Origin of the sequence: Streptomyces sp. NPDC088553 (assembly GCF_044752965.1) — a bacterium.
GTDB lineage: Bacteria > Actinomycetota > Actinomycetes > Streptomycetales > Streptomycetaceae > Streptomyces.
Genome location: NZ_JBIVMG010000006.1, coordinates 509,904 through 534,125 on the forward strand (window position 1 = coordinate 509,904; position 24,222 = coordinate 534,125).

The 24,222-nt window shown below is 72.5% G+C and carries 24 protein-coding genes and 1 tRNA gene; 14 read left to right on the top strand and 11 right to left on the bottom strand.

Annotated elements, in window-relative coordinates:
• Positions 1-175: 175 nt before the first annotated feature.
• Positions 176-952 carry a SigE family RNA polymerase sigma factor gene (locus tag ACIP8Z_RS22985; RefSeq protein ID WP_402086176.1) on the top strand — a complete coding sequence of 259 codons (777 nt, stop codon included), beginning with the start codon at positions 176-178 and terminating at the stop codon, positions 950-952.
• Positions 949-2,139: a hypothetical protein gene (locus ACIP8Z_RS22990; protein ID WP_402086179.1), complete on the top strand. Its 1,191-nt coding sequence runs from the start codon at positions 949-951 to the stop codon at positions 2,137-2,139. Before ACIP8Z_RS22985 ends, ACIP8Z_RS22990 begins: the two co-directional genes overlap by 4 nt.
• A gap of 1 nt (position 2,140) precedes the next feature.
• Here ACIP8Z_RS22990 and ACIP8Z_RS22995 read toward each other — a convergent pair whose 3' ends face one another.
• Complete coding sequence (locus ACIP8Z_RS22995) at positions 2,141-2,881, bottom strand: SURF1 family protein (protein ID WP_402086181.1); 741 nt, start codon at positions 2,879-2,881, stop codon at positions 2,141-2,143.
• 55 nt (positions 2,882-2,936) lie between these two features.
• On the bottom strand, positions 2,937-4,781 hold the full coding sequence (locus ACIP8Z_RS23000; protein WP_402086184.1) for a prolyl oligopeptidase family serine peptidase: 1,845 nt from the start codon (positions 4,779-4,781) through the stop codon (positions 2,937-2,939).
• A 62-nt stretch (positions 4,782-4,843) separates the two neighbouring features.
• On the opposite strand from ACIP8Z_RS23000, the gene ACIP8Z_RS23005 reads away from it, so the two are divergent.
• Positions 4,844-5,668: a class I SAM-dependent methyltransferase gene (locus ACIP8Z_RS23005; protein ID WP_402086551.1), complete on the top strand. Its 825-nt coding sequence runs from the start codon at positions 4,844-4,846 to the stop codon at positions 5,666-5,668.
• A gap of 77 nt (positions 5,669-5,745) precedes the next feature.
• On the opposite strand, the gene ACIP8Z_RS23010 is transcribed toward ACIP8Z_RS23005, so the two are convergent.
• Positions 5,746-6,030, bottom strand: coding sequence for a DUF6191 domain-containing protein (locus ACIP8Z_RS23010; protein ID WP_402086186.1), 285 nt, complete (start codon positions 6,028-6,030; stop codon positions 5,746-5,748).
• 32 nt (positions 6,031-6,062) lie between these two features.
• Complete coding sequence (locus ACIP8Z_RS23015; RefSeq protein WP_402086189.1) at positions 6,063-7,094, bottom strand: Lrp/AsnC family transcriptional regulator; 1,032 nt, start codon at positions 7,092-7,094, stop codon at positions 6,063-6,065.
• Positions 7,095-7,369: 275 nt separating this feature from the next.
• Here ACIP8Z_RS23015 and ACIP8Z_RS23020 point away from each other — a divergent pair, with 275 nt between their 5' ends.
• The 3 genes from ACIP8Z_RS23020 (at position 7,370) to ACIP8Z_RS23030 (ending at position 10,272) form a co-directional block, all read left to right on the top strand.
• Positions 7,370-8,779: a tetratricopeptide repeat protein gene (locus ACIP8Z_RS23020; protein WP_402086192.1), complete on the top strand. Its 1,410-nt coding sequence runs from the start codon at positions 7,370-7,372 to the stop codon at positions 8,777-8,779.
• Between the two features lie 20 nt (positions 8,780-8,799).
• Positions 8,800-9,819 carry a YdcF family protein gene (locus ACIP8Z_RS23025; RefSeq protein ID WP_402086194.1) on the top strand — a complete coding sequence of 340 codons (1,020 nt, stop codon included), beginning with the start codon at positions 8,800-8,802 and terminating at the stop codon, positions 9,817-9,819.
• Between the two features lie 171 nt (positions 9,820-9,990).
• The gene (locus tag ACIP8Z_RS23030; RefSeq protein WP_402086197.1) at positions 9,991-10,272 is read left to right on the top strand and encodes a hypothetical protein; all 282 of its coding nucleotides are present in this window, start codon (positions 9,991-9,993) and stop codon (positions 10,270-10,272) included.
• Positions 10,273-10,311: 39 nt separating this feature from the next.
• On the opposite strand, the gene ACIP8Z_RS23035 is transcribed toward ACIP8Z_RS23030, so the two are convergent.
• On the bottom strand, positions 10,312-11,427 hold the full coding sequence (locus ACIP8Z_RS23035; protein ID WP_402086200.1) for a serine/threonine-protein kinase: 1,116 nt from the start codon (positions 11,425-11,427) through the stop codon (positions 10,312-10,314).
• 329 nt (positions 11,428-11,756) lie between these two features.
• On the opposite strand from ACIP8Z_RS23035, the gene ACIP8Z_RS23040 reads away from it, so the two are divergent.
• A complete protein-coding gene (locus tag ACIP8Z_RS23040) occupies positions 11,757-12,635 on the top strand; it encodes a glycosyltransferase family 2 protein (protein ID WP_402086202.1) in 879 nt (292 codons plus the stop codon).
• Positions 12,636-12,702: 67 nt separating this feature from the next.
• Positions 12,703-13,533 carry a hypothetical protein gene (locus ACIP8Z_RS23045; RefSeq protein WP_402086205.1) on the top strand — a complete coding sequence of 277 codons (831 nt, stop codon included), beginning with the start codon at positions 12,703-12,705 and terminating at the stop codon, positions 13,531-13,533.
• An 81-nt stretch (positions 13,534-13,614) separates the two neighbouring features.
• Here ACIP8Z_RS23045 and ACIP8Z_RS23050 read toward each other — a convergent pair.
• The 3 genes from ACIP8Z_RS23050 to ACIP8Z_RS23060 form a co-directional block, all read right to left on the bottom strand.
• Positions 13,615-13,688: transfer RNA gene (locus ACIP8Z_RS23050), tRNA-Pro, on the bottom strand.
• A gap of 38 nt (positions 13,689-13,726) precedes the next feature.
• Positions 13,727-14,464 carry a Pr6Pr family membrane protein gene (locus ACIP8Z_RS23055; protein WP_402086207.1) on the bottom strand — a complete coding sequence of 246 codons (738 nt, stop codon included), beginning with the start codon at positions 14,462-14,464 and terminating at the stop codon, positions 13,727-13,729.
• A gap of 17 nt (positions 14,465-14,481) precedes the next feature.
• On the bottom strand, positions 14,482-15,420 hold the full coding sequence (locus ACIP8Z_RS23060) for a metallophosphoesterase (RefSeq protein WP_319316004.1): 939 nt from the start codon (positions 15,418-15,420) through the stop codon (positions 14,482-14,484).
• Positions 15,421-15,494: 74 nt separating this feature from the next.
• Here ACIP8Z_RS23060 and ACIP8Z_RS23065 point away from each other — a divergent pair, with 74 nt between their 5' ends.
• Positions 15,495-15,959 carry a GatB/YqeY domain-containing protein gene (locus tag ACIP8Z_RS23065; protein WP_402086210.1) on the top strand — a complete coding sequence of 155 codons (465 nt, stop codon included), beginning with the start codon at positions 15,495-15,497 and terminating at the stop codon, positions 15,957-15,959.
• A 100-nt stretch (positions 15,960-16,059) separates the two neighbouring features.
• On the opposite strand, the gene ACIP8Z_RS23070 is transcribed toward ACIP8Z_RS23065, so the two are convergent.
• Positions 16,060-18,297 carry a transglycosylase domain-containing protein gene (locus tag ACIP8Z_RS23070; RefSeq protein WP_402086212.1) on the bottom strand — a complete coding sequence of 746 codons (2,238 nt, stop codon included), beginning with the start codon at positions 18,295-18,297 and terminating at the stop codon, positions 16,060-16,062.
• Positions 18,298-18,801: 504 nt separating this feature from the next.
• Here ACIP8Z_RS23070 and ACIP8Z_RS23075 point away from each other — a divergent pair.
• Complete coding sequence (locus tag ACIP8Z_RS23075; RefSeq protein ID WP_015034550.1) at positions 18,802-19,146, top strand: WhiB family transcriptional regulator; 345 nt, start codon at positions 18,802-18,804, stop codon at positions 19,144-19,146.
• Positions 19,147-19,237: 91 nt separating this feature from the next.
• Here ACIP8Z_RS23075 and ACIP8Z_RS23080 read toward each other — a convergent pair whose 3' ends face one another.
• Together ACIP8Z_RS23080 and ACIP8Z_RS23085 are read right to left on the bottom strand one after the other, a co-directional pair.
• Positions 19,238-20,590: an ArsA family ATPase gene (locus tag ACIP8Z_RS23080; protein ID WP_402086214.1), complete on the bottom strand. Its 1,353-nt coding sequence runs from the start codon at positions 20,588-20,590 to the stop codon at positions 19,238-19,240.
• Positions 20,587-21,549, bottom strand: coding sequence for an ArsA-related P-loop ATPase (locus tag ACIP8Z_RS23085; RefSeq protein WP_319316024.1), 963 nt, complete (start codon positions 21,547-21,549; stop codon positions 20,587-20,589). Before ACIP8Z_RS23085 ends, ACIP8Z_RS23080 begins: the two co-directional genes overlap by 4 nt.
• A 133-nt stretch (positions 21,550-21,682) precedes the next feature.
• On the opposite strand from ACIP8Z_RS23085, the gene ACIP8Z_RS23090 reads away from it, so the two are divergent.
• The 4 genes from ACIP8Z_RS23090 to ACIP8Z_RS23105 all read left to right on the top strand — a co-directional run bounded on the left by ACIP8Z_RS23090 (position 21,683) and on the right by ACIP8Z_RS23105 (position 24,113).
• Positions 21,683-21,841, top strand: coding sequence for a DUF4177 domain-containing protein (locus ACIP8Z_RS23090; RefSeq protein WP_015034547.1), 159 nt, complete (start codon positions 21,683-21,685; stop codon positions 21,839-21,841).
• Positions 21,838-22,308 (top strand): RidA family protein, encoded by a 471-nt coding sequence (locus ACIP8Z_RS23095; protein WP_319316032.1) that lies wholly within the window; start codon positions 21,838-21,840, stop codon positions 22,306-22,308. Before ACIP8Z_RS23090 ends, ACIP8Z_RS23095 begins: the two co-directional genes overlap by 4 nt.
• A gap of 111 nt (positions 22,309-22,419) precedes the next feature.
• Positions 22,420-23,286, top strand: a complete 867-nt coding sequence (locus ACIP8Z_RS23100) for an NUDIX hydrolase (protein ID WP_402086216.1) — start codon at positions 22,420-22,422, stop codon at positions 23,284-23,286.
• Complete coding sequence (locus ACIP8Z_RS23105; RefSeq protein WP_402086218.1) at positions 23,283-24,113, top strand: MBL fold metallo-hydrolase; 831 nt, start codon at positions 23,283-23,285, stop codon at positions 24,111-24,113. The genes ACIP8Z_RS23100 and ACIP8Z_RS23105 overlap by 4 nt, the downstream gene beginning before the upstream one ends.
• The last annotated feature ends 109 nt before the right edge of the window (positions 24,114-24,222 follow it).

Genomic DNA, 24,222 nt, shown 5'->3' on the forward strand with positions numbered 1-24,222 from the left:
CTGCAACCAGTAGTTGGGTGGGAGGCGTCTCTGCGTGCACTCACCAGTGTGGCGTGGAGCACGCTGTGAAGCGGGGCATCGGGGGAGAACGGTTACACATGAGGACAAACGACTCACCGTCGAAAAGGGTGGCGTACGCGTACAACCCTGCCGGGGGGAAGTGTGTCCAACATGCGTGGCAGACGTACTCGACATCGCGACCGTCGCTCCGCTGCGCGGCGCGGGCACCGCTGTGCTCCCCGCGCGGAGCGCCGCCGTCGTACCCGCACGCGGTACGGCGGTCGTACCCGCACGTGGTACGGCGGCCCTTCCCGTCCGCGGTCCCGCGGTCGTTCCCTACCGCCGGCCGCGCGCGCTCGGCGGCATGCCGGTGATCGCCCCCGTGCCCACAGGATCGCGAGCGAGCTCCGTCGACGGCATCCCGTCGCCCCGGACCAGTGCCGAGGGCGCCCCGGCGGCCGGAACGACCGTCGACCACCTGACCGAGACCTACCGGGCCCACTACCGGTCGCTCCTCGGCCTCGCCGCCCTGCTCCTCGACGACACCGCCTCCTGTGAGGACGTCGTCCAGGAGGCCTTCATCCGCGTCCACTCCGCCCGCAAGCGGGTGCGCGAGCCGGAGAAGACCCTCGCCTATCTGCGCCAGACCGTCGTGAACCTCTCCCGGTCCGCACTGCGCCGCCGCATCCTCGGACTCAAGCTGCTGTCCAAGCCGATGCCGGACATGGCCAGCGCGGAGGAGGGCGCGTACGACCAGCTGGAGCGCGAGGACCTGATCAAGGCGATGCGGGGACTCCAGCGGCGGCAGCGCGAGGTGCTGGCCCTGCGGTACTTCTCGGACATGACCGAGGTTCAGGTGGCCGAGGCGCTCGGGATATCCCTGGGCTCGGTGAAGGCGTACGGTTCGCGGGGCATCGCGTCGCTGCGCGTCGCGATGGGAGCGACGTCGTGAGCGAGGCACCCGGCAAGGACGTCGACAACGGCGACGACAGCGTCGAGAACGACGTCCCTGATGAACGTGACGACCTGAGTGGACAGCGCATGGTGAACATCGAGCCCGGCCCCGGCGAGGGCGACGGGGACGACGAACTCGCGCTGCGGCGGCTGTTCCAGAGCGCCGTGTCCGGCCTGGAACCCTCCCTCGGCTCGCTCGACCACCTGCGCCGTGCCGTACCCGCGCGCCGCGCCCGCAAGCGGCAGGCCGTCGTCGGCGCCGCCGCCGCCGCGGTCCTCATCGGCACCGCCGTACCCGCCTTCGTGCACGTCGCCTCCTCCGGCGGCGTCTCCGCCGCCGGCAACCCGGTGAACGCCGGCCACGGCGAGGAGGCCCAGGGCGGCACCGGCGCCGAGACCGGCGTCGAGGGCGGCCAGAGCGCCGCGCCCCCCGCGAGCACCGTGTCGCCCAGCCAGGGCGCCGGCGACGGCACCGCGGGCAAGCCCCAGCGGCCCGGCCCCGGCGTGTCCTCCACCAGCCGGCGGGAATCCGAGGCCCGCCCCGGAGCCTTTCCGGCGTGCACGGCCGGGCAGCTCGGCGTCAGCTCGGCGGGAGCCGGCGGACCCGACGGCGAGGGCAAGGTGCACGGCACCTTCCGCATCGCCAACATCTCCGACCGGGTGTGCACCGTGGAAGGCAGCGGAGTCGTCGGCTTCGAGGCCCGCGGCGCCGCCGACCCGGCGCGGATCTCGGTGATCCGGCACACCTCGGGAGACGGGGGCAGCGGACTGCCCGACCCCTCCCAGGAGTTCTCCGCGCTGGCCCTGAGGCCGAACGCCTCCTACGAGGTGAGGTTCGTCTGGGTGCCGAGCGAGACCTGCACGACCACACCCACCACCCCGACCCCGACGGTGCCGCCGCCGACCGAGCCGCCGACCACACCGCCGCCGACGGACACCCCGACCAACGGCACCGGCACCCCCGACCCCAGCGAGGGCACGGGCTCCGGCGGGAGCGGCACCGACCCGGGCACCGGCCCGGAAGCCGGCACCGCGCCCCAGCTGCTCCACGAGGACGGCGGCCCGGCGGACGGCAGCGTCCTGGTCAGCCACGTCGCCGAACCGGGCGGACCCTCGGCGTCGACGACCATCCCCAACGCCTGCGCGGGCACGATCTACCGGACCGGGGTCCTGGCCGGCTCCTGACCTACAGCCCCAGCGCCTCGTCGCGGGTCGCCTCCGCCTCGCGGCGGACCAGGCGGAACCACATGAAGAGGACGAAACCGGCGAAGACGAACCACTCCGCGGTGTAGCCCAGGTTCTGGAAGGCCTTCGCGTCCAGGCTCGTGCCCGCCGCGGCCGCCGCCGGGACCGGGGTGAGCCCGGCGGGGGAGTCGGCGAGCGTGATCCAGGCGTCGTACACGTCGTCCGTGACCACGTTCACCAGGGAAGCCGCGCTGATCATCCCCAGCTGGCCCTCGGGCAGCCCGCCGGCCTTGCCGACGCCCTTGGTGCCGCCGTTCTCCGAGGCCTGGAGCGCACCCACGACCGTGACCTCGCCGGACGGCGGGGCGGGGACCTTCGCGCCCGTGGGGAGCCAGCCGCGGACCACCGGGAGCGACCTGCCTCCGTCCGTCCGCAGCAGCGTCAGCACGTAGCTGCCGGTCCGGCCGTCCAGATCACGGTCCGGGACGAGGAACTGCTCCCCGAACCGGCCGCGCGCCTCGGCCGACCGGCCCGAGGTCTCCTTGTCCACCGGGAGCAGGGAGTCCAGCGGCTCCGCCTTCAGCGTGCTCGCCGCGGGGCGCTGCTCGGCCGCCTCGTGGGAGTCGACGCGATCCTCGAACTTGCCCAGCTGCCAGGTCCCCATGAACACACAGAACGGGATCGCCAGCAGGACGAAGACGTTGATCCCCCACCAGCGGGGCGTTCTCAGGAACCGGTACACGCCCCCCACGGTACGCAAGCCGCCTCGGCCCCCGTCGGCCGGGTCCCCGGCCGCCTCAGCCCTCCACCGGACCACCCCCCAGGTGCTTCGCGGCGAACGCCAGGTCCAGGCCGACCTGCTTGATCCGCTCCTCCACCACCAGCGAGCCGTGTCCCGCGTCGTAGCGGTACACCTCGTGGACCGCGCCCCGGGCCTCGAGCCGGTCGACGTAGTTGTCGATCTGGCGGATCGGGCAGCGCGGGTCGTTGACGCCGGCCGAGATGTGCACCGGGGCCTTCACCGCGTCCACGTACGTCAGCGGCGACGAGGCCGCGTACCGCTCGGGCACCTCCTCGGGGGAGCCGCCGAGCAGTGTCCGGTCCAGCGCCTTGAGGGCCTCCATCTCGTCCTCGTACGCCGCGACGTAGTCCGCGACGGGAACCGCGGCGAGCCCGACCGCCCAGGCCTCCGGCTGCGTGCCGAGGCCGAGGAGCGTCAGATAGCCGCCCCAGGAGCCGCCGGACAGCACGAGCCGGGACGGGTCGGCGAGGCCGCTCGCCACCGCCCAGGCACGGACCGCGTCGATGTCCTCCAGCTCGATCAGACCGACCCGGTGCTTGAGCGCGTCCGTCCACTCCCGCCCGTACCCCGTGGAGCCCCGGTAGTTGACCCGCACCACCGCGTACCCGTGGTCCACCCAGGCCGCCGGGCCCGACGCGAAGGCGTCGCTGTCGTGCCACGTGGGGCCGCCGTGCACCTCGAAGACCGTCGGGAACGGGCCCTCGCCCGCCGGGCGCTGCACGAGCGCGTGGACCCTGCCGCCCGGGCCCTCCACCCACACGTCCTCCACCGGCACCGACGGCGGGGCCTTCGGGCCGGGCGGGTCGAGGACGACACGGCCGTCCGTGGACCGCACCACCGGCGGCTCGGCGGCCGAGGACCACAGGTACTCGACGCTGCCGTCCGGTCGCGCGGTCGCGTCCGACACCGAACCGGCCGGGGTCTCCACCCGGACCAGCGCGCCGGTCGCGATCTCGTACCGCCACAGCTCGCTGCGGGCCTCGAAGCTGTGCACGATCAGCAGGCCCGAGCCGTCCGGATACCACTCGGCCGACACGTCGCCCGGCAGGTCGAGCCGGAGATCGGTCTCCGTGCCCGCCGCCACGTCCCAGATCATCGGCTCCCAGCGGCCCCGCCGCTGGTGCCCGACGAGCAGCCGGCTGTCACCGTCCACGGGCGCGAAGCCGAGGACCGAGAGCCCCAGCTCCTCCGTGCCGCCCTTGGTGTCGTCGAGCTCGGCGAGCACGCTCGCGTCCGAGGAGCGCAGCACCCGCAGCGCCGAGTGCATCGCGTCCCCGTGCTCGGTGTGCTCGACGGCGATCAGGGAGCCGTCGTACGACAGGTCGCCGACGCCGGCCGACTCCCGGTGCCGGTAGATCTCGACCGGGGCGCCGGCCCCGGGGCGGACGAGATGGACCGTCGAGCCGTCCTCGTCCGTGGAGCGGCCCACCAGGAGCGTGCCGTCCCGGCCGATGGCGAGCCCCGCGGGGTAGGAGGGGTCGAGGCCGGGCACGGCCGGCTCGTCCGCGCCGCCGGCGAACGGCTGGCGCATCCACACCCCGAACTCGTCCCCGTCGGTGTCCGCGAACCACCAGATCCAGGCGCCGTCCGGCGACAGGGTGCCGTCCGTCGTGCCGTTCGGCCGGTCCGTGACCTGGCGCTGCTCCCCTCTCGCCCGGTCCCAGGCGTACAGCTCGTACGTCCCCGTCGCGTTCGACACGAAGAGCGAGCGGTCCGGGGCCTCCTCCGCCCACTCGGGCAGGGAGACGCGCGGCGCGCGGAAGCGCCGCTGCCACGCGGGGGCCTGGTCGGTGAGCTCGCCGTCGGGCTCGGGGTTCTTGCTCTCAGTCATGGCACCCATGATGCTCCGCGCGGCGGACAATCGGGTCGCGTCACCCTCAACCTGTGGATAACCTCGCCGACATGTACTCGCCGACGCCCGAAGACTGGCACGAGGTCAACCGCGCACGCTGGGACGAGCGCGTCCCGATCCACGCCGCGAGCGACTTCTACGACCTCGACGCGTTCCGCGCGGGCAAGGACGCCCTGCGGGACTTCGAGCTCGCGGAGGTCGGCGACGTCACCGGACGTTCCCTGCTGCACCTGCAGTGCCACATCGGCCTCGACACCCTCTCCTGGTCCCGCCACGGCGCCTCGCACGTCGTCGGCCTGGACTTCTCCGAGCCGGCCGTCGAGACCGCCCGCTCGCTCGCCGCGGACCTGGGCCTCACGCAGGACCGGGCGGCCTTCGTCGCGGCCGATGTGTACGACGCCGCGGAGGCCGTCCCGGACAGCGCGTACGACATCGTCTACACGGGCTGCGGCGCGCTGAACTGGCTGCCCGACATCGAGCGCTGGGCGGAGACCGCCGCCTCGCTCGTCGCCCCCGGCGGCTTCCTGTACGTGGCCGAGTTCCATCCGCTCACCGACTCGCTCGACGACGAGACCGGCAGCCGGGTCGTGAACGACTACTTCGTCCGCGAACCCTGGGTGGACACCAGCCCGGGCACGTACGCCGAGCTCGACGCCGCCACCGTCCACAACCGCAGCGTGGAATGGGTGCACCCGGTCGGCGAGGTCGTCACCGCGCTCGCCAGGGCCGGCCTGCGGATCGAGTTCCTGCACGAGCACGACGCCTCGCTGTTCCCGCGCTACGGCGCGCTCCAGCGGCACGAGGACGGCTACTACCGCTTCCCGGCGGACCGGCCCCGCATCCCGATGATGTACTCGATCAAGGCGAGCCGCTGACGTACGCGGTCAAGGCGACCCGCTGACGTACGCGCTCACGGCGAGTCGCCCGGCCGCCTGAGCGGGTGGGCGACGGCTCACGGAAGCCGGATGACCGCGCGCCCGCCCGTGAGGTCCACCGTCGAGCGGTGCGGCGGGGCGCCGTCCTCCTCGTCGTCGCGCAGCACCAGGGCGCTCTGCCGCTCCTTGAGCTCGTTCTGCTTGCCCTGCGAGAAGGTGGCGTGGAGCTGCTCGAAGCCGGTCGACGAGATCTGCCCGCGGCGCTTCCCGCGGCCGGTCATGCGCAGGATCTGGTCGGCGAAGGCGATCGCGGTCAGCAGGATGACCAGACCGGGCAGCGTCACGAACACGGCGAACTCCATGCCGGCCATCAGACCACGCTCTGCCGGGCGTGTCAGGGGGTGTCGGGGCGGATGTGGTGCGTCCGCCGCCCGTCGGGGCCGAGGACCTGTGCCCCGATCTTGTGGGTGCGCAGCGCGAGCGCGGTGCCCGCGATCCGCAGCGCCGGGGCGGCCCGTACGAACGCGGACGTGACCTCGTGCAGTTCGTCGACGGTGCGGAGCCACATCGCGACGGCCAGGTTGTGCGGGCCGGTGACGGAGGTGACCAGCCGGGTCTGGGGCAGCCGGGCGAGCGCCGCCACCGTCGCCGGCACCTCCAGGGGCGGTACGTCGGTGGTGACCATCGCCCACATCGGACGCCCGGAGAACCTCGGGGCGGGCAGACAGTGGTGGTGGAGGGCGCCGCCCGCCGACAGGACGTCCAGCCTCCGCCGTACCGTCGACTCGCTCGTACCGCACTGCCGGGCCAGTTCGGCGGCGCTGCGGCGGGCGTCCCCCGCCAGTTCCGCGATCAGCCGGTGGTCGAGCTCCGTGAGGTTCGGCACGGGACGCGCGTGCGTGCGGTGCCGCCTGTCCCCGCCGGTGAGTTCCGTGAGGAGCTGGACCTGGCCGGGGGTGAGCTGCTCGATCCGGGACCGGTACGGGCGGTTGTGCATCCGGGTGACGACCTGGGTGCGGCACCGGAGCACCCCGGGCAGCCGTCGCACGCGTCCGGCGAGATAGCCGTCGAGGGCGTACAGGTCGGGGCTGATCACGAGCAGGACGAGGTCGGCGTCGCCGGTCACCTGGTGGACGCCGAGGGTGTGCCGGTCGCCCGCGACCTCGGTCGCGGTGGCCTCGGAGGTGCCCGCGGCGCACTCCAGCTCGACCCAGGCGTAGAGCATCTCGTCCGAGCCGTGGCGGGCGAGGAGCAGCGAACTCCAGGCGTACCCGCCGGCCGTGAGGTGCTCCCAGCGCCGGGCGAGGGTGTCAGGACTCGCCTCCAGCACGGCCGAGAGCTGGGTCCAGCTGGCGCGCGGGGCCATCTGCAGTGCGTGGATCAGCGAAAGATCCGCCTCTCCCAGGACGGATTCCCCGGTCGTCATTTCCCTCCCTGGTCGATCCCCGGCAAACCGAGGGTGTGGGTTCCGGGGCGCCCCAGGATGGTGAACCGAGGCATATGCATTCAAGCCGCAACGGCGGTCGTTCGCCATGGACTCAGGCACAAGTCACACACGGGGAGAGGACGGGGGCGATGCGCATGGGGATCGAGGATCCACCCGAGCCGGCGGAGCGGACGCTCTGGGGCGGTCCGGTGAGCGAGGAACACCCTTCGTGGGGCGGTCCGGTGAGCGAGGAACACCCTTCGTGGGGCGGTCCGGTGAGCGAGGAACGTCCCTCGTGGGGCGGGCCGGTGTCCGACGAGCGGCTGCTGTGGGGCGAGCCGGTGAGCGCCGACCAGCTCGCCGCCGCCGAGCGCGGATATGCCCGCTGCGGGCCCGCGGAACGGCTCCTGTGGGAGCGGCTGTCCGTCTTCGAGGGCACCTTCGGCCGGGACGCCGTCCACGAGGTGTGCGCCTCGTGGACGCTGCCCCCGCGGACGATCCTCGCCGTCCTCGACCGGCTCGTGCCGCTCGCCCTCCTGCCGGTCGACGACCTGTTCGCCGGTGAGGACGACGTCCCCCGCTACTGGATGCCGCACCCGATGCGGGCCGTGGGCGCCCGCCGGCTCACCGAACGCGGCGACCGTCCGGACCTCGTCCTGCGGCACCGGCGGTGGTGCGTGAAGCTCGCCCGGCGGGCCGCCGACTGGTGGCAGGGCGGCCGGCAGCTCGACGCCCGCGACCTCGCCCTGCGCGAACTCCCCGATCTGGCCGCCGCCATGGACCCGACGACCGCGCCACGCGCGCGCGAGGACGAGGCGGGCACCGCCGTCGAGATCGCCGTCTCCCTGTGGTTCCTGTGGGTGGTCTGCGGTCGGGTCGCCGAGGGCCGGACCCGGCTGCGGCACGCCCTCTCCCTGCTCGGCGGGGAGCCGTCGGCCCGCGCCCTGTGGCTCGCCGCGTTCCTGGAGCTGGAGTCGGGCCGTCCGGAGGAGGCCGATCCGCTTCTCGTCCGGGCCTGGGCGGCGGCCGTACGGGACGGGGACGACGGAGCCCTGGGGCTCCTCGCCCATCTGCGGGGCTCGACCGCGCTCTACCAGGGGCGCACGCGCGCGGCGGCGGACGAGTTCCGGGAGGCCCTCGCGCTGATGGGGGAGTACCCGGAGTTCGGCCCGACCCGGCACGCGTGCTGGGCGGGCATCGCGCTCGCCCTGTGCCGTACGGACCCGGAGGCCGCGCAGGAGGCCCTCGACCAGGCCGACCTGGACCGCGAGAGCCGGTGGTCGTGGGTGGGCCGTGACCTGTACGCCGAGGCCTGGTCGTACATCGCCCGTGCCGAGCTCGCGGCGTGGGACGGCGATCTGGAGCGGGCCGCCGAGCACGCCCGGTGGGCGCTCCGGGAGCATCTGCGCATGGGATCGGCGGCGGGCGCGGCCGGTGCGGCGGAACTCCTCGCCCAGATCCGGGTGTCGGCGGGCAGGCGGGACGCGGCGGCCCATCTGCTGGGCGCGGTGGACCTGTTACGGAGCTCCGTCTTCGACACCTCGTACCGGCCCGCGGAGTTCTGCGTGGTGACCCGGGACCGGAGCGAGCGGGCGCTCCGGTTGCTGCTCGGCGGCCGGGAACTCCGGTACGCCTACGAGGAGGGCGCGCGGCGCGGCCTGTTCACGCTGGCGGGGGAGGCCTGAGGTCTGCCTACGATGCCGTCATGTCGTACGCCTTCGCCGTCGCCGCGGTCTTCCTGCTGTTCTTCGCGCTCGGTGTACGACGGGACCGGCGCCGCTTCGGCAACGCCGTGCTCCTCGGCCTCGCCGTCACCTTCTTCGGGATCGGGCTGCTCGCCGGGATCGAGGACGCTCCGCCCGGCGTCGCCGAGACGGTGATGATCTGCGGGCTGCTGGTGCTAGGCCTCGGCCCGATCGTCCTCGCGGGGCTGCTCACCGCGAACGGCGTGAAGATGGTCCGCAAGGAGGGCAGGAGCCCGTCCAACCTGCTCTCGCTCCTCGCCGGCCTCGGCATGTTCGGCGTGATGGTCCTGGCCGTGACGGCCGCCGCCACCGACTCGTGGGCCCTGCGGACACTCGTCGTCACCCTTCTCCTCGTCCTCGGCTACGTCTCCTTCCTCTTCGTCTGCTTCGTCGGCTACGCGTTCCTGTACGGCCGGATGAGGATCCGCCGCGACGCCGACTACGTCGTCGTGCTCGGCTCCGGCCTGATCGGCGGCCGCCGGGTGCCGCCGCTCCTCGCGAGCCGCCTGGACCGGGGCCGCGAGGTGCACGAGAGGCTGTCCGCGTACGAGCGGCGCGCCGGCGACGCCCCCGTCCTCATCGCCTCGGGCGGCCAGGGCCCCGACGAGGAGGTGCCCGAGTCCCACGCGATGGCCGACTACCTCGTCGAGCGGGGCTTCCCGCCGGGCGCGCTGGTGCGCGAGGACCGCTCGCGGACCACCGAGGAGAACATGATCTTCAGCAGGGAGCTGATGGAGCGGGACCGGCCGGGCTCCTCGTGCGTGATCGTCACCAACAACTTCCACGCCTTCCGGGCCGCCATCCTGGCCCGCCGGGCGGGGGTGAACGGCCAGGTGGTGGGCTCGCCGACCGCCGCCTACTTCTGGCCGTCGGCGATCATGCGCGAGTTCGCCGCGGTCTTCCTCCAGTACAAGGTGGTCAACCTGGGGATCCTGGTGACCCTGATCCTGCTCGGTGCACTCGTCTGGGCGAGCCGCTGAGGCCGGCGCTCGGTCATCGGGGTGCTCCGTTCCGCGGGGGCGCTGATCGGCGTACCGGACCATCTGACCACCGGGCGGGTGGGCCCGCACTCCGGCGGTGATCCGTACCGGGCACCGCGGAGGCGGCGGGATCCGGGGTCCGTACCTACTCTGGAGGTACGGAGGTCACCCATGAGCCGACGGCACCACTTCCACATCGACCACCTCGGGCACTCGGTCTCCGCGACCGTCCAGACCGGGCACAGAGCCGTCGTCGAGGTCCTCGTCGACGGCAAGGAGACGGGCCATGCCACGCCCGACGACGACCGGTCGGTCACGGTCCCGGTCGAGCTGCCGACCGAACCGCCGACGACGGTGACCGTACGGGCCATCACGGGGCCGGGCGCACCGCGCTGCGTGCTGTACGCGACGGCGGACGGCGAGCCGCAGGCGATGGCGCCGAGGCCGTACTGAGAGGCCCCGGTGTCACCGGGGCCGTACGGGAGCGGCGGGTCAGGAGAGCCAGGCCATCCCGATGATCAGGAACACCACGAAGGCGATGGCGCCGGCGACGGCGGCCGTCTTGCGGGGACGGCGCCGGGAGAGCTCCGCGAGCGCGCCCGTGGTGCTGCTCCCGGGCCGCTCACGCCGCCGGGAGGCGGGCGCCCCGGCGGACGGGGGTCTGTGCGCCTGCGCGGGCGCGGGTCTGTGGGCCTGCCCGGGCATCGGCGCCGGTACGGGCATGGGCGCGGCGCCGGGCAGCGGGGAGGCCCCGGGCAGGGGCGCGGAGCGGGTGGCGGCGCCCGCCGGGAGGCCGGTGGTGTGGTGCGGGACGTGCCGTGCGGGCCGCGCCGGGGCGGGCGCGGCATAGGCGCGCCAGGCGCCGGAGGAGAACCAGTCCGCGATGGCCTGCGCCGGCGGCCGCTGCTCCGGCTGCTTGGCCAGCAGGCTCAGCAGATACGTCTCGAACTCGGGCGGCAGCGCCACCCCGAGCCGGCCGGGCGGCACCGGGGCGGTGTCGATGTGCTGGTACAGCAGGGCCGTGGCGGTGTCCGCGCGGAACGGCGGGCGGCCGGTCAGGAGTTGGTAGAGCACACAGCCGAGCGAGTACACGTCGGAGGCGGGCGAGGCAGGCTGCCCGAGGGCCCGCTCGGGGGCGAGGTAGAGCCCCGTGCCGACGATCTGGCCCGTCGTGGTGAGCGCCGCCGAGGGGTCGTCGACGAAGCGGGCGATGCCGAAGTCGGCGAGCTTCACCGTCCCGTCGGCGTCGACCAGGAGGTTCCCCGGCTTGATGTCCCGGTGGACGACACCCTGCCGGTGCGCGGCGGCGAGCCCGGCGGCGGCGTGCGCGGCGACCACGGCGACCCGCTCGGCGGGCAGCAGGAGCGGATCGGACGGACTGCCGGCGAGGCTGTCGCCCTCCACCAACTCCGTGACGAGGAACAGCTTTCCGTCCCAGGTGCCGAAGTCGAAGACGCCCACCACGTGAGGGTGGCTCAGCCGGGCGGCGGTCTGCGCCTCAAGACGGAACCGGTCGGCGGCGGAGGGGTCGGTCCCGTGCGCCAGCATCAGCTTCACGGCGACGTCCCGGCCGAGCACCTCGTCGGTGGCCTGCCACACCTCACCCATACCGCCCCGGCCGATACACACATGAAGCCGATATCGGTCCGCGACCAGCACCTGGAGACCACCCCTTCGACGATCGATCAACTTGACGGAAGGGAACCAGCGTAGAGCCGCCGGGAGAAGCCGTTCGCCGCGCGTCCCCCGGTGCGTCCCCCGGCCCCCGTGAAGAAGCCCACGTCCGGCACCCCCACTCCGGTGATACGGGCGGGGCGATGGACGACGACCGAGGCTCGGGTGAACGGAAGGTGGCGTCGGACGGTTAGCATCGCGGGCCGGAGTGAGTCCGGAAATGAGTGCCGGCGGACGTCGGTGATCGTGGAACGGAGAGAGTCGTGGCGCGACCTCGTGTGGGTGTGGCGGTACTGACGATGGGCACGCGCCCCGACGAGCTGCGGGCGCTGCTCGACGCCGTCGCGGCGCAGGACGAGGCCGCCACCCGGATCGTCGTCGTCGGCAACGGCACCGGGACCCTGCCGGAGCTTCCCGAGGGCGTGACCGGGGTCGAACTGCCCGAGAACCGGGGCGTGTCCGGGGGCCGGAACGTCGCGATCGAGACACTGCGCGCGTTCGGCGACGTCGACGTGCTGGTGGACCTCGACGACGACGGCCTGCTCGTCGACACGGACGTCTTCCGCCGCCTGGCCGACCTGTACGAGGGGGACGACGCCTTGGGCGTCGTGTCGTTCCGCATCGCCGACGAGACGGGCGAGACGCAGCGCCGCCACGTCCCGCGCCTCGGGGCGAAGGACCCGATGCGCGGCGGGGAGGTCACGACCTTCCTGGGCGGCGGCCACGGCCTGTCGATGGCGATGCTCGACGAGATCGGCGGCTGGCCCGAGGACTTCTTCTTCACCCACGAGGAGACCGACATGGCCTGGCGCGCCCTCGACGCGGGCTGGAAGGTCGTCTACGAGCCGAAACTCCTCCTCCAGCACCCGAGGACCAGCCCGGCCCGGCACGCCGTCTACTACCGGATGACGGCCCGCAACCGCGTCTGGCTCGCCAAGCGCAACCTGCCGGCCCTGCTCGTCCCTGTCTACCTGGGCGTCTGGACCCTCCTCACGCTGGCCCGCACCCGCTCCCTGCCGGGCCTCGCGTCCTGGTTCGCCGGCTTCGCGGAGGGCGTCCGTCACTCCTGCGGCCCCCGCCACCCCATGCGCTGGTCCACGGTCCGCCACATGACCCGCCTGGGCCGCCCGCCGGTCATCTGACGCCCAGGCCGAGCGCCTGGTCAGGTCCTCCCCGACGGCGGCGGTTTCCACGGCTAGCCTCCGCATCATGCTGCGTATCGTCGACACCCGCACCGGCCGGCTCGCGGAGATCCCCTCCGTACGCCGCCATCTGCTGAGCATCTGCGTCCACCTGTCGGCCGGCGACGCCGGAACCGGCCTGCCGGACCTGCGGTCGCTCCTGGTCGGTGACGTACTGGCGCGCACGGCGGAGCTGCACGGCCTGCAGTCCCGCACGTTCCTCACCGCGCCGGACCTGCGGGCTGAGCGGACCGAGGCGCTCGGCCGCGCCATGTCCGCCCTCGGCATCCACCCGCCCGCCACCGTCGGAGTCCACCAGCCGAACGGAGCGCTGTGCGCCGCCGCCGACGCGCACATCCACGCCACCGGGACCCCCGCCCAGGACGTGGCCGGCGGGGTCCTCGTCGGCGTGGGCCAGGTCGGCCCGGCGCCCGGGCAGAACGGCGTCCCGGACGATGTCCGCCTCCGGGCCCCGGGGCTGCCGGACGCCGTCGTCCCGGAGGGGACCGATCCGCTGGCCGTGAGGCTGCTGATGCTCGGCCACGCCTACCGCACACCGGTAACGGTCACCGACGCCACGCTCGACGAGGCCCGGTGGACCCTGGGGGACTGGCGGCGCCTGGTGGCCGACTGGGCGCGCGAACCGTCCAGGCCGGTTCCCGCCGACGTGCTGCGGCACGCCCACGCGGTGCTTGCCGACGACCTCGGCGTCCCCGCGGTCCTGGACATGCTGGCCGCCCTGGTGACCCGCCCCGACGTACCGGCCGGCGCCAAGTTCGAGACCTTCGCCTTGCTCGACCGCGTCCTCGGACTGGACCTCGCCCGCGAGGTGGGCCACCAGCACCGGCCGGCGCCATGACACGAGAACCTCATGCCCGCAGACAGAAACAGGTGAGGCACCTAGCGATGTCGCTAGGTGCCTCACCTGCTGATACGGCTGTCGGGGTGGCGGGATTTGAACCCACGACCTCTTCGTCCCGAACGAAGCGCGCTGCCAAGCTGCGCTACACCCCGATGTCGCTGCTCTGTTGTTCACGTCGCGGCGACATCGATTACTTTAGCCCACGCGCGCGCTGAGGCGAAATCCGGTTTTCGGGCGGTCGCGGCGCAGGTCGGATGCGGTCGAGGCCGACGATCGCGAGGCCCAGGGCGTAGAAGCCCGCGCCGAGCACGAGCGCGTTCGTGAGCACGCCCGCGTAGCCGTGGGCGGTGACGTCGAGGAACGGGTACGTGTAGCGGGTCGGCGTGTCGGCGGAGAGCAGCGCCCCGCGGACCAGCGCGAAGGCGAGGTACAGGCCCGGGACCGCCAGCCACTGGGCGGCGTGGCGCCACCGGAGGGCGCCCGGGGCGGTGAGGAGCAGGAAGTCCAGGACCGTGCCGATCGGGGTCACGGTGTGGAGGAGCTGGTTCGCGACGGCCTTCGCGCCGGTCAGCCGGGCGATCTCGGCGGCCTGGTTGAACTCGCTCGCCGGGTTGTCGAGGACCAGGTGGAAGACCAGGCCGACCACCGTGATGCAGAGCACCGCCCCGCCGGTCCACAGCGCGGGCAGCGGCGTACGGCCGGTCCAGGCGCGGACGGCGCCCCGGCCGAGGACGACGGCGACCAGGATGTTGGACCAGATGGTGAAGAAGCTCAGGACGACGAGGACGTTCCCGTAGAGGCACTCGATGAGCAGCCCCGTCACCGCGGCGAGCGCGATCAGGCCGCGGAGGACCGCGGCGTACGGCCTGCGGGTGGTGGGGAGCACGGCGGATGCCGGGACGGCGGGCGTGCGCTTCGGCGTGACCATGCCCCCCACCGTAGGGGTCAGGCGCGGGCCGTCAGCGTCAGGAGAGTGACCTCGGGCGGGCAGGCGAAACGGACCGGGGTGTAGCGGCTGGTGCCGCAGCCCGCCGAGACGTGGAGGTAGGACGTGCGGTCGCCGACCGTGTGGGTGGAGAGGCCCTTCACCCGGTCGGTGTCCAGGTCGCAGTTGGTGACGAGCGCCCCGTAGAAGGGGATGCACAGCTGTCCGCCGTGGGTGTGCCCGGCGAGGAGCAGCTCGTACCCGTCGCCCGTGAAGGCGTCGAGCGCGCGCAGGTACGGGGCGTGGACCACGCCCACCGAGAAGTCGGCCGACGCGTCGGGGCCGCCGGCCACCCGCTCGTACCGGTCGCGCTTGATGTGCGGGTCGTCGACGCCGGTGAACGCGAGGTCCGCCTGCGGGAGCTTGAGCCGGCCGCGGGTGTTGGTGAGGTCCACCCATCCGGCCGCGTCGAAGCCGTCCTTGATGTCCTCCCACGGGTTGTGGACGGCGCCGACGACCGGCTTGTTGCCGTTGAGGCCGTGCCGGCCCTGCGCCCTCTCCAGGAGGTAGCGGGCGGGGTTGCGGAGCCGGGGCCCGTAGTAGTCGTTGGAGCCGAAGACGTACACGCCCGGGAACTCCATCAGCGGGCCGAGCGCGTCGAGGACCTCCGGCACCGCCTCCGGGTCGGAGAGGTTGTCGCCGGTGTTGACGACGAAGTCCGGGCGGAGCCCGGCGAGGGACTGGAGCCAGGCGCGCTTCTTGCGCTGGCCGCTCACCATGTGGATGTCGGAGACCTGAAGGACCCGCAGATCGGCCATGCCGGGCGGGAGCACCGGGACCGTCACACGGCGGAGCCGGAACGAGCGGGCCTCGAAGCCCGCCGCGTAGACGATTCCCGCGGCCGCCGTCGCCGTCAGGCCTGCCGTGATCTTCAGGGGGATGCCGTACCGTGCGCGCATCCCCCCATCGTCGCAGACCCTCCAGGCGTAAATGCGCGGGCGGGTGGGGCGGCACACCTGCCACACTTGACCCCATGACCACGCTGAAGGCGAAGCTCCAGGCCGACCTCAACGCCGCGATCCGGGAGCGCGACGAACTGCGCTCCTCGACCCTGCGGCTGACCATCACCGCGATCACCAAGGAGGAGGTCGCGGGCAAGACCAAGCGCGAACTCTCCGACGACGAGGTGCAGAAGGTGATCGCCAAGGAGGCGAAGAAGCGCCGCGAGGCGGCGGAGGCCTTCGCCCAGGGCGGTCGCCTGGAGTCGGCCGAGCGGGAGAAGGCGGAGGGGATCCTCCTCGACGCGTACCTGCCGAAGCAGCTCAGCGACGAGGAGCTCGACGGGATCGTCGCCGCGGCCGTCGCGGAGGCGAAGGCGGCGGGCGCCGAGGGCCCGCGTGCCATGGGCGCCGTCATGAAGATCGTGAACCCGAAGGTGGCCGGCCAGGCCGACGGCGGCCGCGTCGCCGCCTCGGTGAAGAAGCTCCTCGCGGGCTGACCCCGGCAGCCGCGACAGGCGGTACGAGGAAGGGCGCCCCACCGAGGTGGGGCGCCCTTCCTGTTGCCCGGGTGACGTCAGGGGCGTCGCCCGCGGGACGTCAGCGGTTTCCGCGACCGCCGCCGCCGTGTCCGCCGCCCAGGAGGTCCGGCGGGATCGTGATCGGCGGGAACGGGTTGGTCGGGGGCTTGGTGTCGCCCGGCTTGCCGTTGCCGGGCTTGCCCGGCTTGTTCGGGCCCTCGTCGCCCTCCGGGTCCTTGGGCTTCTCGGCCCGCGGTACGGAGATGGGGGCGAACTTCGGCGTGTCGCCGGCGTCCAGGGCGCCCGTCATCGCGATCTTCCAGATGGGGCCGGGAAGGCAGCCACCGCAGACCTTCTCGTAGTACTCGCCACCGATGTTGAGGTCGAACATCTCGCGCCGCTCGCCGATGTCGTCGCCGACCCAGACGGCGGTGGAGAGGTTCGGGGTGTAGCCGACGAACCAGGCGTCCTTGCGGCCCTCGGTGGTACCCGTCTTGCCCGCGTTGTCACGGTCGCTGAGGCCGGCCTTCGTACCCGTACCGTCCTCGACGACGCCCTTCAGCATCTGGTTGATGGTGTCGGCGGTGCGCTCGCTCATGGCGCGGGTGCACTTGGTGTCCGGGACGTTGAGCTTGTCGCCGTTGGCGGCCTTGATGGACTCGATGACGATCGGGGTGCAGTGCATGCCGCGGTTGGCGAAGGTCGCGTAGACCGATGCCATGTCGAGCGGCGTGCTCTCCAGGCTGCCGAGGGTGGCGGACGGGCTCTGCCTGATGGGCTTGCCCAGCTCGCGCTCGTAGCCGACCTTCTTCGCCATCGTCAGCGTCTCGCAGAGTCCGGCCATCTGCTCCAGCTTGGCGAAGTAGGTGTTGATGGACTTGCCGAGGGCGCTCGTCATGTCGTACACCCCCTTCTCGGACTCGAGCTCGTTCTGGACGGACCAGTCGAGGTTGCCGGCCGGCCTGCCGTCGCAGCGCGTGAAGTCGCTCTCCGGAATGCTGATCTTCCACGGGGTGTCGAAGGTCTGCGCCGGGCTCAGTCCCTTCTCCAGGGCCGCAGCCGCCGTGATCGGCTTGAAGGTCGAGCCGACCGGGAAGCCGAACGTGGTGCCGCCCATCTTGCTGCCGACGGCGAGGTTCAGCGTCGTCTGGTGCTGCTTCTGGTCCAGGCCGTACGGACGGGACTGGCCCATCGAGAGGATCTTGCCGGTGCCGGGCTGCACCTGGACGACGGCGGTGGCGACCGGGTCGTCCTTGTTGACCTTGGCCACGGCGGCCTCGTTCGCGGCCGCCTGCGCCTTCGGGTCGAGCGTGGTCCTGACGGTGAGACCGCCCAGGTTCCACAGCTTCGTCCGCTCCTCGGCGGTCTTGCCGAAGACCGGGTCGCTGAGGATCGTCTTGCGGACGTAGTCGCAGAAGAAGCCGGCGCCGTCGACGGCGGTGATGCAGCCGTTCCTCGGGGTCTTGACCTTCAGCTTGAGCGGAGCGGCCTTCGCCTTGTCCGCCTCGGCCTGGCTGATGTCCTTCACGTCGGCCATCCGCTGGAGGACCACGTTGCGGCGCTTGGTGGCTTCCTGGATGTCGTTGATCGGGTCGTAGCGGCTGGGCGACTGGACGAGACCGGCCATCATCGCCGCCTCGCCGAGGCTCAGGTCGGCGGCGCGCTTGGAGAAGTACCGCTGGGAGGCGGCCTCGATGCCGTACGCCTGCTGCCCGAAGAACGTGATGTTGAGGTAGTTCTCCAGGATCTTCTTCTTGCCCAGCTCCTCCTCGACCTGGATCGCGAACTTCAGCTCGCGGACCTTGCGGCCGATGGTCTGCTGGGTGGCCTGCGCGACCTTCTCGGGGTCGTCACCGGCCTCCTCGACGAAGACGTTCTTCACGTACTGCTGGGTGAGCGTGGACGCGCCCTGAGCGACCCCGCCCGACTGCGCGTTGCGGTTGATCGCGCGCAGCACGCCCTTGAGGTCGATCGCCCCGTGCTCGTAGAAGCGGCCGTCCTCGATCGCGACGATCGCCTTCTGCATGTACGGGGAGATCTTGTCGATCGGGACGACCGTCCGGTCCCGCGAGTACACCGTGGCGATCAGACCGCCCTCGGAGTCGAGGATCCTGGTGCGCTGACTCAGCGGTGGGGTCTTCAGGTTGGAGGGGATCTCGTCGAACCCCTCGACCGTTCCCTTCGCGGCCAGGCCCAGTGCGCCGGCCGCGGGCAGGGCGATGCCCGCCAGCACGGCTCCCGCGAGCACACTGACACCGAGGAACTTGGCGGCCTGCTGGGTCCCGGTCAGACCACCGCCGGAGCGCTTCTTTGCCATGGGGGGCAGCCTAATCCGTAGTGCTGTGCGATCCGCAGGAGCGGGGCCTCTCGGAGCGTTCGAGTACCAGACCGTGACATCCGGCGGCGTGCGCCGTCGACGTTCGCATTCGCCGGACACACGTATATGCCTTGGCCTAAGCTGCTCCCAACTGTCACAGCAGTGTGGTCTGGCATCAAGACCCGGGTGTGACGTCGGCATGAATTCCCATGACCCCGAAACATGGGGACCTCGTGTCCGATTCTGGCTCATGCGTCACACGGTGTCCGAAGTGGCACCGTCGAAGACGGGCGTATCCAGGCGATATGTCCGCTATCACACGCATGTCCTTCGATCACTCCCCTGGGTGATCTGACGCGCACACATAGTCCGTTCGGGCCATCCAAGATTGGGCCCGAAGGGGGTGTTGCGCTGTGCCCACCTTCCGTAACGTCCCAACTGGCAGCGGTGAATATGCCGCTGCCGCCGTGGGGGAGCCTCGATTCGGGAGAGGACGGCGCCGGTATGGGCTGGGTAGCTGACTGGAGTGCGCAGGCGGCCTGCCGCACTACCGATCCGGATGAACTTTTCGTACAGGGAGCGGCACAGAACAGGGCAAAGGCGGTGTGCACCGGATGCCCGGTGCGGACCGAGTGCCTCGCCGACGCCCTCGACAACCGCGTGGAGTTCGGCGTGTGGGGCGGCATGACGGAGCGCGAGCGCCGCGCCCTGCTGCGCCGCAGGCCGACCGTCACCTCGTGGCGCAGGCTCCTGGAGACCGCGCGCACGGAGTACGAGCGGGGAGCGGGCCTGCTGCCCGTGGCGATCGAGGACGACGCGACGTACGAGGCGTACGCCGCGGTCGGCTAGGCCCCGGTGGGCCGGGCCTTGAGGGGCCGGGCCTCGGCAGGGGTCCGTGCGACGAGGGGTCGGCCTTCGGCAGGGGTCCGTGCGACGAGGGTCAACGACCGGCCGTGAGCCGGTCGCCGATGGCCCGCAGCCCGGCGAGGTCGTGCACATCGCCGGGCAGGGCCGCCACTTCGGTCACCGCCACCTCGGGGTGAAGCGCGGTGAAGCGGTCACGCGTGCGCTGCTCACGCGCGAGCACCCGCATGCGCTCGGCATGCAGGCGCAGAAGACCCGCGGTGAGATGGCGTACGTCGGTGTCGTCTCCGTGCTCTGTGTGCTCTGCGTCGTCTCCAGCTGATTCCTGTGCCGGGTCGGCTGTGGGGGCAGCCTGGGGTACGGGAGGTGCGGCGGTGGCGGCGGTGGCGAGGTCTGACGGCTCGGGCTCGGTGGCCGGGGAGCCACCTCGCTCAGTCTTCCCGGCCCCCTGATCCACAATGCGCCCCTCGTCAAGATTTTCCGCCGCGGCCCGTGCCCGCTCGGCCGAAAGCCGGGCGGCGGCGCTGCCGTGCACGCGGTTGAGGACGAGACCCGCCAGCGGCATCCCCTCGGCGGCCAGCCGCTCCACGAAGTACGCGGCCTCCCGCAGCGCGTCCCGCTCCGGCGTGGCCACCACGAGGAAGGCCGTGCCCGGGGCCTGCAGCAGCTTGTACGTGGCGTCGGCACGGGTCCGGAAGCCGCCGAACATCGTGTCCATCGCCGCGACGAACGTCTGCACGTCCTTGAGGAACTGACCCCCCAGCAGCTTGCCCAGGGTCCCCGTCATCATCGACATGCCGACGTTCAGGAACTTCATCCCGGCCCGGCCGCCCACCTTCGCCGGCGCCATGAGCAGCTTGATGAACTTCCCGTCGAGGAACGACCCGAGCCGCTTCGGCGCGTCCAGGAAGTCCAGCGCGGAGCGGGACGGCGGGGTGTCCACGACGATCAGGTCCCACTCGTCGCGCGCCCTGAGCTGGCCCAGCTTCTCCATCGCCATGTACTCCTGCGTACCGGCGAACCCGGCCGAAAGAGACTGGTAGAAGGGGTTCTCCAGGATCGCCCGCGCCCGGTCGGGCTCCGCGTGCGCCTCGACGATCTCGTCGAAGGTCCGCTTCATGTCCAGCATCATCGCGTGCAGTTCGCCGCCGTCGGAGCCCTTGATGCCGTCGACCTTGCGCGGGGTGTTGTCGAGGGAGTCGATGCCCATCGACTGGGCGAGCCGGCGGGCCGGGTCGATGGTGAGGACGACGACCCGGCGGCCGCGCTCCGCCGCCCGCACGCCGAGTGCCGCCGCCGTCGTCGTCTTGCCGACCCCGCCCGCGCCGCAGCAGACGATGATGCGGGTGCCGAGGTCGTCGATCAGCGGGTCCAGCTCCAGGACCGGAACGGCGTCGAGCCCAGGTGTCTCGGGGGACTTCTCCGTCACGCGCCCACCCCTTGCTTCCGCAGTTCCTTCGCCAGCCGGTAGAGCCCCGCGATGTCCGCCCCGTCCCCCAGGAACGGGAGCTCGTACGCGGGCACGCCGATGTCGTCCAGGACCGCGCGCTGCGCGCGCTCCAGCTCCACCCGCCGGGCGTGCTCGGAGGCCTGGTCGAGCAGCGGCTCCACGAGCGTCGTACCGCCCGCGACGCCCACGGAGGCCAGCGTCCTGGCGATCGCCTCCCGGTGGTCGCCGGAGGCGGCCCGTACCGCCGCCTCGTCGAGGACGTGCGGCCGGACCATGTTCACCACGACCCGGCCCACCGGCAGTTCGGCCGCGCGGAGCTCCGCGATGCCGTCCGCGGTCTCCTGGACCGGCATCTCCTCCAGGAGGGTCACCAGGTGCACGGCGGTCTCGGGGGACTTGAGGACCCGCATGACGGCCTGCGCCTGGTTGTGTATCGGGCCGATCCTCGCCAGGCCGGCCACCTCGTCGTTGACGTTGAGGAAGCGGGTGATGCGGCCGGTGGGCGGCGCGTCCATGACCACGTGGTCGTAGGTGTGGCCGCCGTGCTTCTCGCGCCGCCGGACCGCCTCGCACGCCTTGCCGGTCAGCAGGACGTCCCGTACGCCCGGCGCTATCGTCGTCGCGAAATCGATCGCGCCGAGCTTCTTCAGGGCCCGCCCCGCGGTGCCCAGTTTGTAGAACATCTGGAGGTAGTCGAGGAGCGCGCGCTCGGCGTCGATCGCCAGCGCGTACACCTCCCCGCCGCCCGGGGCGACGGCGATCTTGCGTTCCTCGTACGGGAGGGCCTCCGTCTCGAAGAGCTGTGCGATGCCCTGTCTGCCTTCGACCTCGACGAGAAGGGTGCGCTTGCCCTCCGTCGCGAGGGCGAGCGCGAGGGCGGCGGCGACCGTCGTCTTACCGGTACCGCCCTTGCCGCTGACGACCTGGAGCCTGCTCACGCTGTCGAGCCTAACCACTGGCGGCCGCGCCCAATCAGGAGGCCGCCCCGGAGAAGCCCCCTAGGGGCCGTGTCAGGGCGGCTTCAGGGCGGCCTCGGAGAGCCGCCCCGCGTCAGCGGATACAGTCGGGCCCATGACCAAGTGGGAGTACGTCACGGTGCCGCTTCTGGTGCACGCGACCAAGCAGATTCTGGACACCTGGGGCGAGGACGGCTGGGAGCTCGTCCAGGTCGTGCCCGGGCCGAACAACCCCGAGCAGCTCGTGGCCTACCTGAAGCGGGCCAAGTCGTGAGCGGGGCCGTCGAGGCGAAGCTCGCCGAACTCGGCCTGACCCTGCCGGCCGTGGTGCCGCCGCTGGCCGCCTACCAGCCGGCCGTGCAGTCGGGCGTGTACGTCTACACCTCGGGCCAGCTCCCGATGGTGGGCGGCGAACTCCAGCTGACCGGCAAGGTCGGCGCCGAGGTCACCGCCGAGGAGGCCAAGAAGCTCGCCGCCACGTGCGCGCTGAACGCCCTCGCGGCCGTGAAGTCGGTCGCCGGTGACCTCGACCGGATCAAGCGGGTCGTGAAGGTCGTCGGCTTCGTCGCCTCGGCCTCCGACTTCACCGGGCAGCCGGGCGTCATCAACGGCGCCAGCGAGCTGCTGGGCGCGGTCCTCGGCGACAAGGGCGTGCACGCGCGCAGCGCCGTCGGCGTGGCCGTGCTGCCGCTCGACGCCCCGGTCGAGGTCGAGGTCCAGGTCGAGCTGGTCGGGGCCTGACCGACGGCCACAGCCGACACAGAGCCGGTTCTCCCGCTGACGGGCCCGCGAGGGTCCACCCGGCGAGAACCGGCTCTCGTGCATTCAAGTACTTGCGCATAGCATCCGGCCATGTCGAATGGTCAGTGGTACCCGCCCGAGTGGCCCGACCGCATCCGCGCCCTCGCCGCCGGTGAGCTCACCCCGGTGACCCCGCGCCGCGCCGCCACCGTCCTGCTGCTGCGGGACGGCGCCGCCGGACCCGACGTCCACATGCTGCGCCGCCGCGCCTCGATGGCCTTCGCGGGCGGCGCGTACGCCTACCCCGGCGGTGGGGTCGACCCGCGCGACGAGCACCCGGTGCGCTGGGCGGGGCCCTCCCTGGAGACCTGGGCGGCCCGGCTCGGCCTCGACGACCCCGCGCAGGCCCAGGCCGTGGTCTGCGCCGCCGTACGCGAGACGTACGAGGAGGCGGGCGTCCTGCTCGCCGGGGAGACCGAGGACACCGTCGTCGGCGACACGACCGGCGCGGACTGGGAGCGGGACCGGGAGGCGCTCGTCGCCCGGGAGCTGTCCTTCGCCGACTTCCTGGACCGGCGCGGGCTCGTCGTCCGCTCCGACCTGCTCGGCGCCTGGGCCCGCTGGATCACGCCGGAGTTCGAGCAGCGCCGGTACGACACCTGGTTCTTCGTGGCCGCCCTGCCGGCCGGGCAGCGCACCCGGAACGCCTCCACGGAGGCCGACCGGACCGTCTGGATCCGGCCGGCGGAGGCCGCGGCCGGCTATGACCGGGGCGAGCTGACGATGATGCCGCCGACGATCTCGACCCTGCGCGCCCTGGAGCCGTACGGCACGGCCGCCGAGGCCCTCGCGGGGGCGCGGGAGCAGGACATGACCCCCGTGCTCGCGCAGGCGCGTCTGGACGGCGACGGGCTGGTCCTGAGCTGGCCGGGCCACGAGGAGTTCACCAAGATCATCCCGATGGAGGGTCCCCGATGAGCGACGCCGCCGCCCTGCCCGGCCAGCCGCGCGGACTCGTGGCCTCCGGTCCCGCGACCGACCGTGCCGTGAACGTCCTCGCGCCGAACCCGTCCGCGATGACCCTCGACGGCACCAACACCTGGCTGCTCTCCGAGCCCGGCTCCGACCTCGCCGTCGTCGTCGACCCGGGGCCGCTCGACGAGAGCCATCTGCGCCATGTGATCGACACCGCCGAGAAGCTGGGCAAGCGGGTCGCGCTCACGCTGCTGACCCACGGCCACCCGGACCACGCCGAGGGCGCCGGGCTCTTCGCCGAGCTGACCGGGACGGCCGTGCGGGCCCTCGACCCGGCGCTGCGGCTCGGTGACGAGGGGCTCGCCGCGGGGGACGTGGTGAGCGTCGGCGGCCTGGAGCTGCGGGTCGTCCCGACACCCGGCCACACCTCCGACTCGCTCTCCTTCCACCTGCCGGCCGACCGGGCCGTCCTGACGGGCGACACGATCCTGGGGCGCGGGACGACGATGGTGGCCCATCCGGACGGGCGCCTCGGCGACTACCTGGACTCGCTGCGGCGGCTGCGCTCGCTCACCGTGGACGACGGGGTGCACACGGTCCTGCCGGGGCACGGACCGGTCCTGGAGGACGCGCAGGGGGCCGTGGAGTTCTATCTGGCGCACCGGGCGAGCCGGCTGGCCCAGGTGGAGACGGCGGTCGAGAGCGGCCACCGGACGGCCCCGGAGGTCGTCGCCCATGTGTACGCGGACGTGGACCGCTCGCTGTGGCCGGCGGCCGAGCTGTCCGTACGGGCGCAGCTGGAGTACCTGAGGGAGCGCGGTCTGGTCTGAGGGGGCGCGGTCTGGTCTGAGCGGTGGGGCGGAGTTGGTCACGATCCGGAACCGAGCGGGCCCCCGGCGCGTCGGTCGTCTTGACCTGTGCTTTACGCTCCGCTTACTT

Coding starts and splice junctions, on each gene's coding strand:
- ACIP8Z_RS23000 (WP_402086184.1), bottom strand. CDS start 4,781: ATGGGTGCCATGACTGAGAGCAAGAACCCCGAGCCCGACGGCGAGCTC.
- ACIP8Z_RS23005 (WP_402086551.1), top strand. CDS start 4,844: ATGTACTCGCCGACGCCCGAAGACTGGCACGAGGTCAACCGCGCACGC.
- ACIP8Z_RS23010 (WP_402086186.1), bottom strand. CDS start 6,030: ATGGAGTTCGCCGTGTTCGTGACGCTGCCCGGTCTGGTCATCCTGCTG.
- ACIP8Z_RS23015 (WP_402086189.1), bottom strand. CDS start 7,094: ATGACGACCGGGGAATCCGTCCTGGGAGAGGCGGATCTTTCGCTGATC.
- ACIP8Z_RS23025 (WP_402086194.1), top strand. CDS start 8,800: ATGTCGTACGCCTTCGCCGTCGCCGCGGTCTTCCTGCTGTTCTTCGCG.
- ACIP8Z_RS23030 (WP_402086197.1), top strand. CDS start 9,991: ATGAGCCGACGGCACCACTTCCACATCGACCACCTCGGGCACTCGGTC.
- ACIP8Z_RS23035 (WP_402086200.1), bottom strand. CDS start 11,427: ATGGGTGAGGTGTGGCAGGCCACCGACGAGGTGCTCGGCCGGGACGTC.
- ACIP8Z_RS23045 (WP_402086205.1), top strand. CDS start 12,703: ATGCTGCGTATCGTCGACACCCGCACCGGCCGGCTCGCGGAGATCCCC.
- ACIP8Z_RS23055 (WP_402086207.1), bottom strand. CDS start 14,464: ATGGTCACGCCGAAGCGCACGCCCGCCGTCCCGGCATCCGCCGTGCTC.
- ACIP8Z_RS23060 (WP_319316004.1), bottom strand. CDS start 15,420: ATGCGCGCACGGTACGGCATCCCCCTGAAGATCACGGCAGGCCTGACG.
- ACIP8Z_RS23065 (WP_402086210.1), top strand. CDS start 15,495: ATGACCACGCTGAAGGCGAAGCTCCAGGCCGACCTCAACGCCGCGATC.
- ACIP8Z_RS23070 (WP_402086212.1), bottom strand. CDS start 18,297: ATGGCAAAGAAGCGCTCCGGCGGTGGTCTGACCGGGACCCAGCAGGCC.
- ACIP8Z_RS23075 (WP_015034550.1), top strand. CDS start 18,802: ATGGGCTGGGTAGCTGACTGGAGTGCGCAGGCGGCCTGCCGCACTACC.
- ACIP8Z_RS23090 (WP_015034547.1), top strand. CDS start 21,683: ATGACCAAGTGGGAGTACGTCACGGTGCCGCTTCTGGTGCACGCGACC.
- ACIP8Z_RS23100 (WP_402086216.1), top strand. CDS start 22,420: ATGTCGAATGGTCAGTGGTACCCGCCCGAGTGGCCCGACCGCATCCGC.
- ACIP8Z_RS23105 (WP_402086218.1), top strand. CDS start 23,283: ATGAGCGACGCCGCCGCCCTGCCCGGCCAGCCGCGCGGACTCGTGGCC.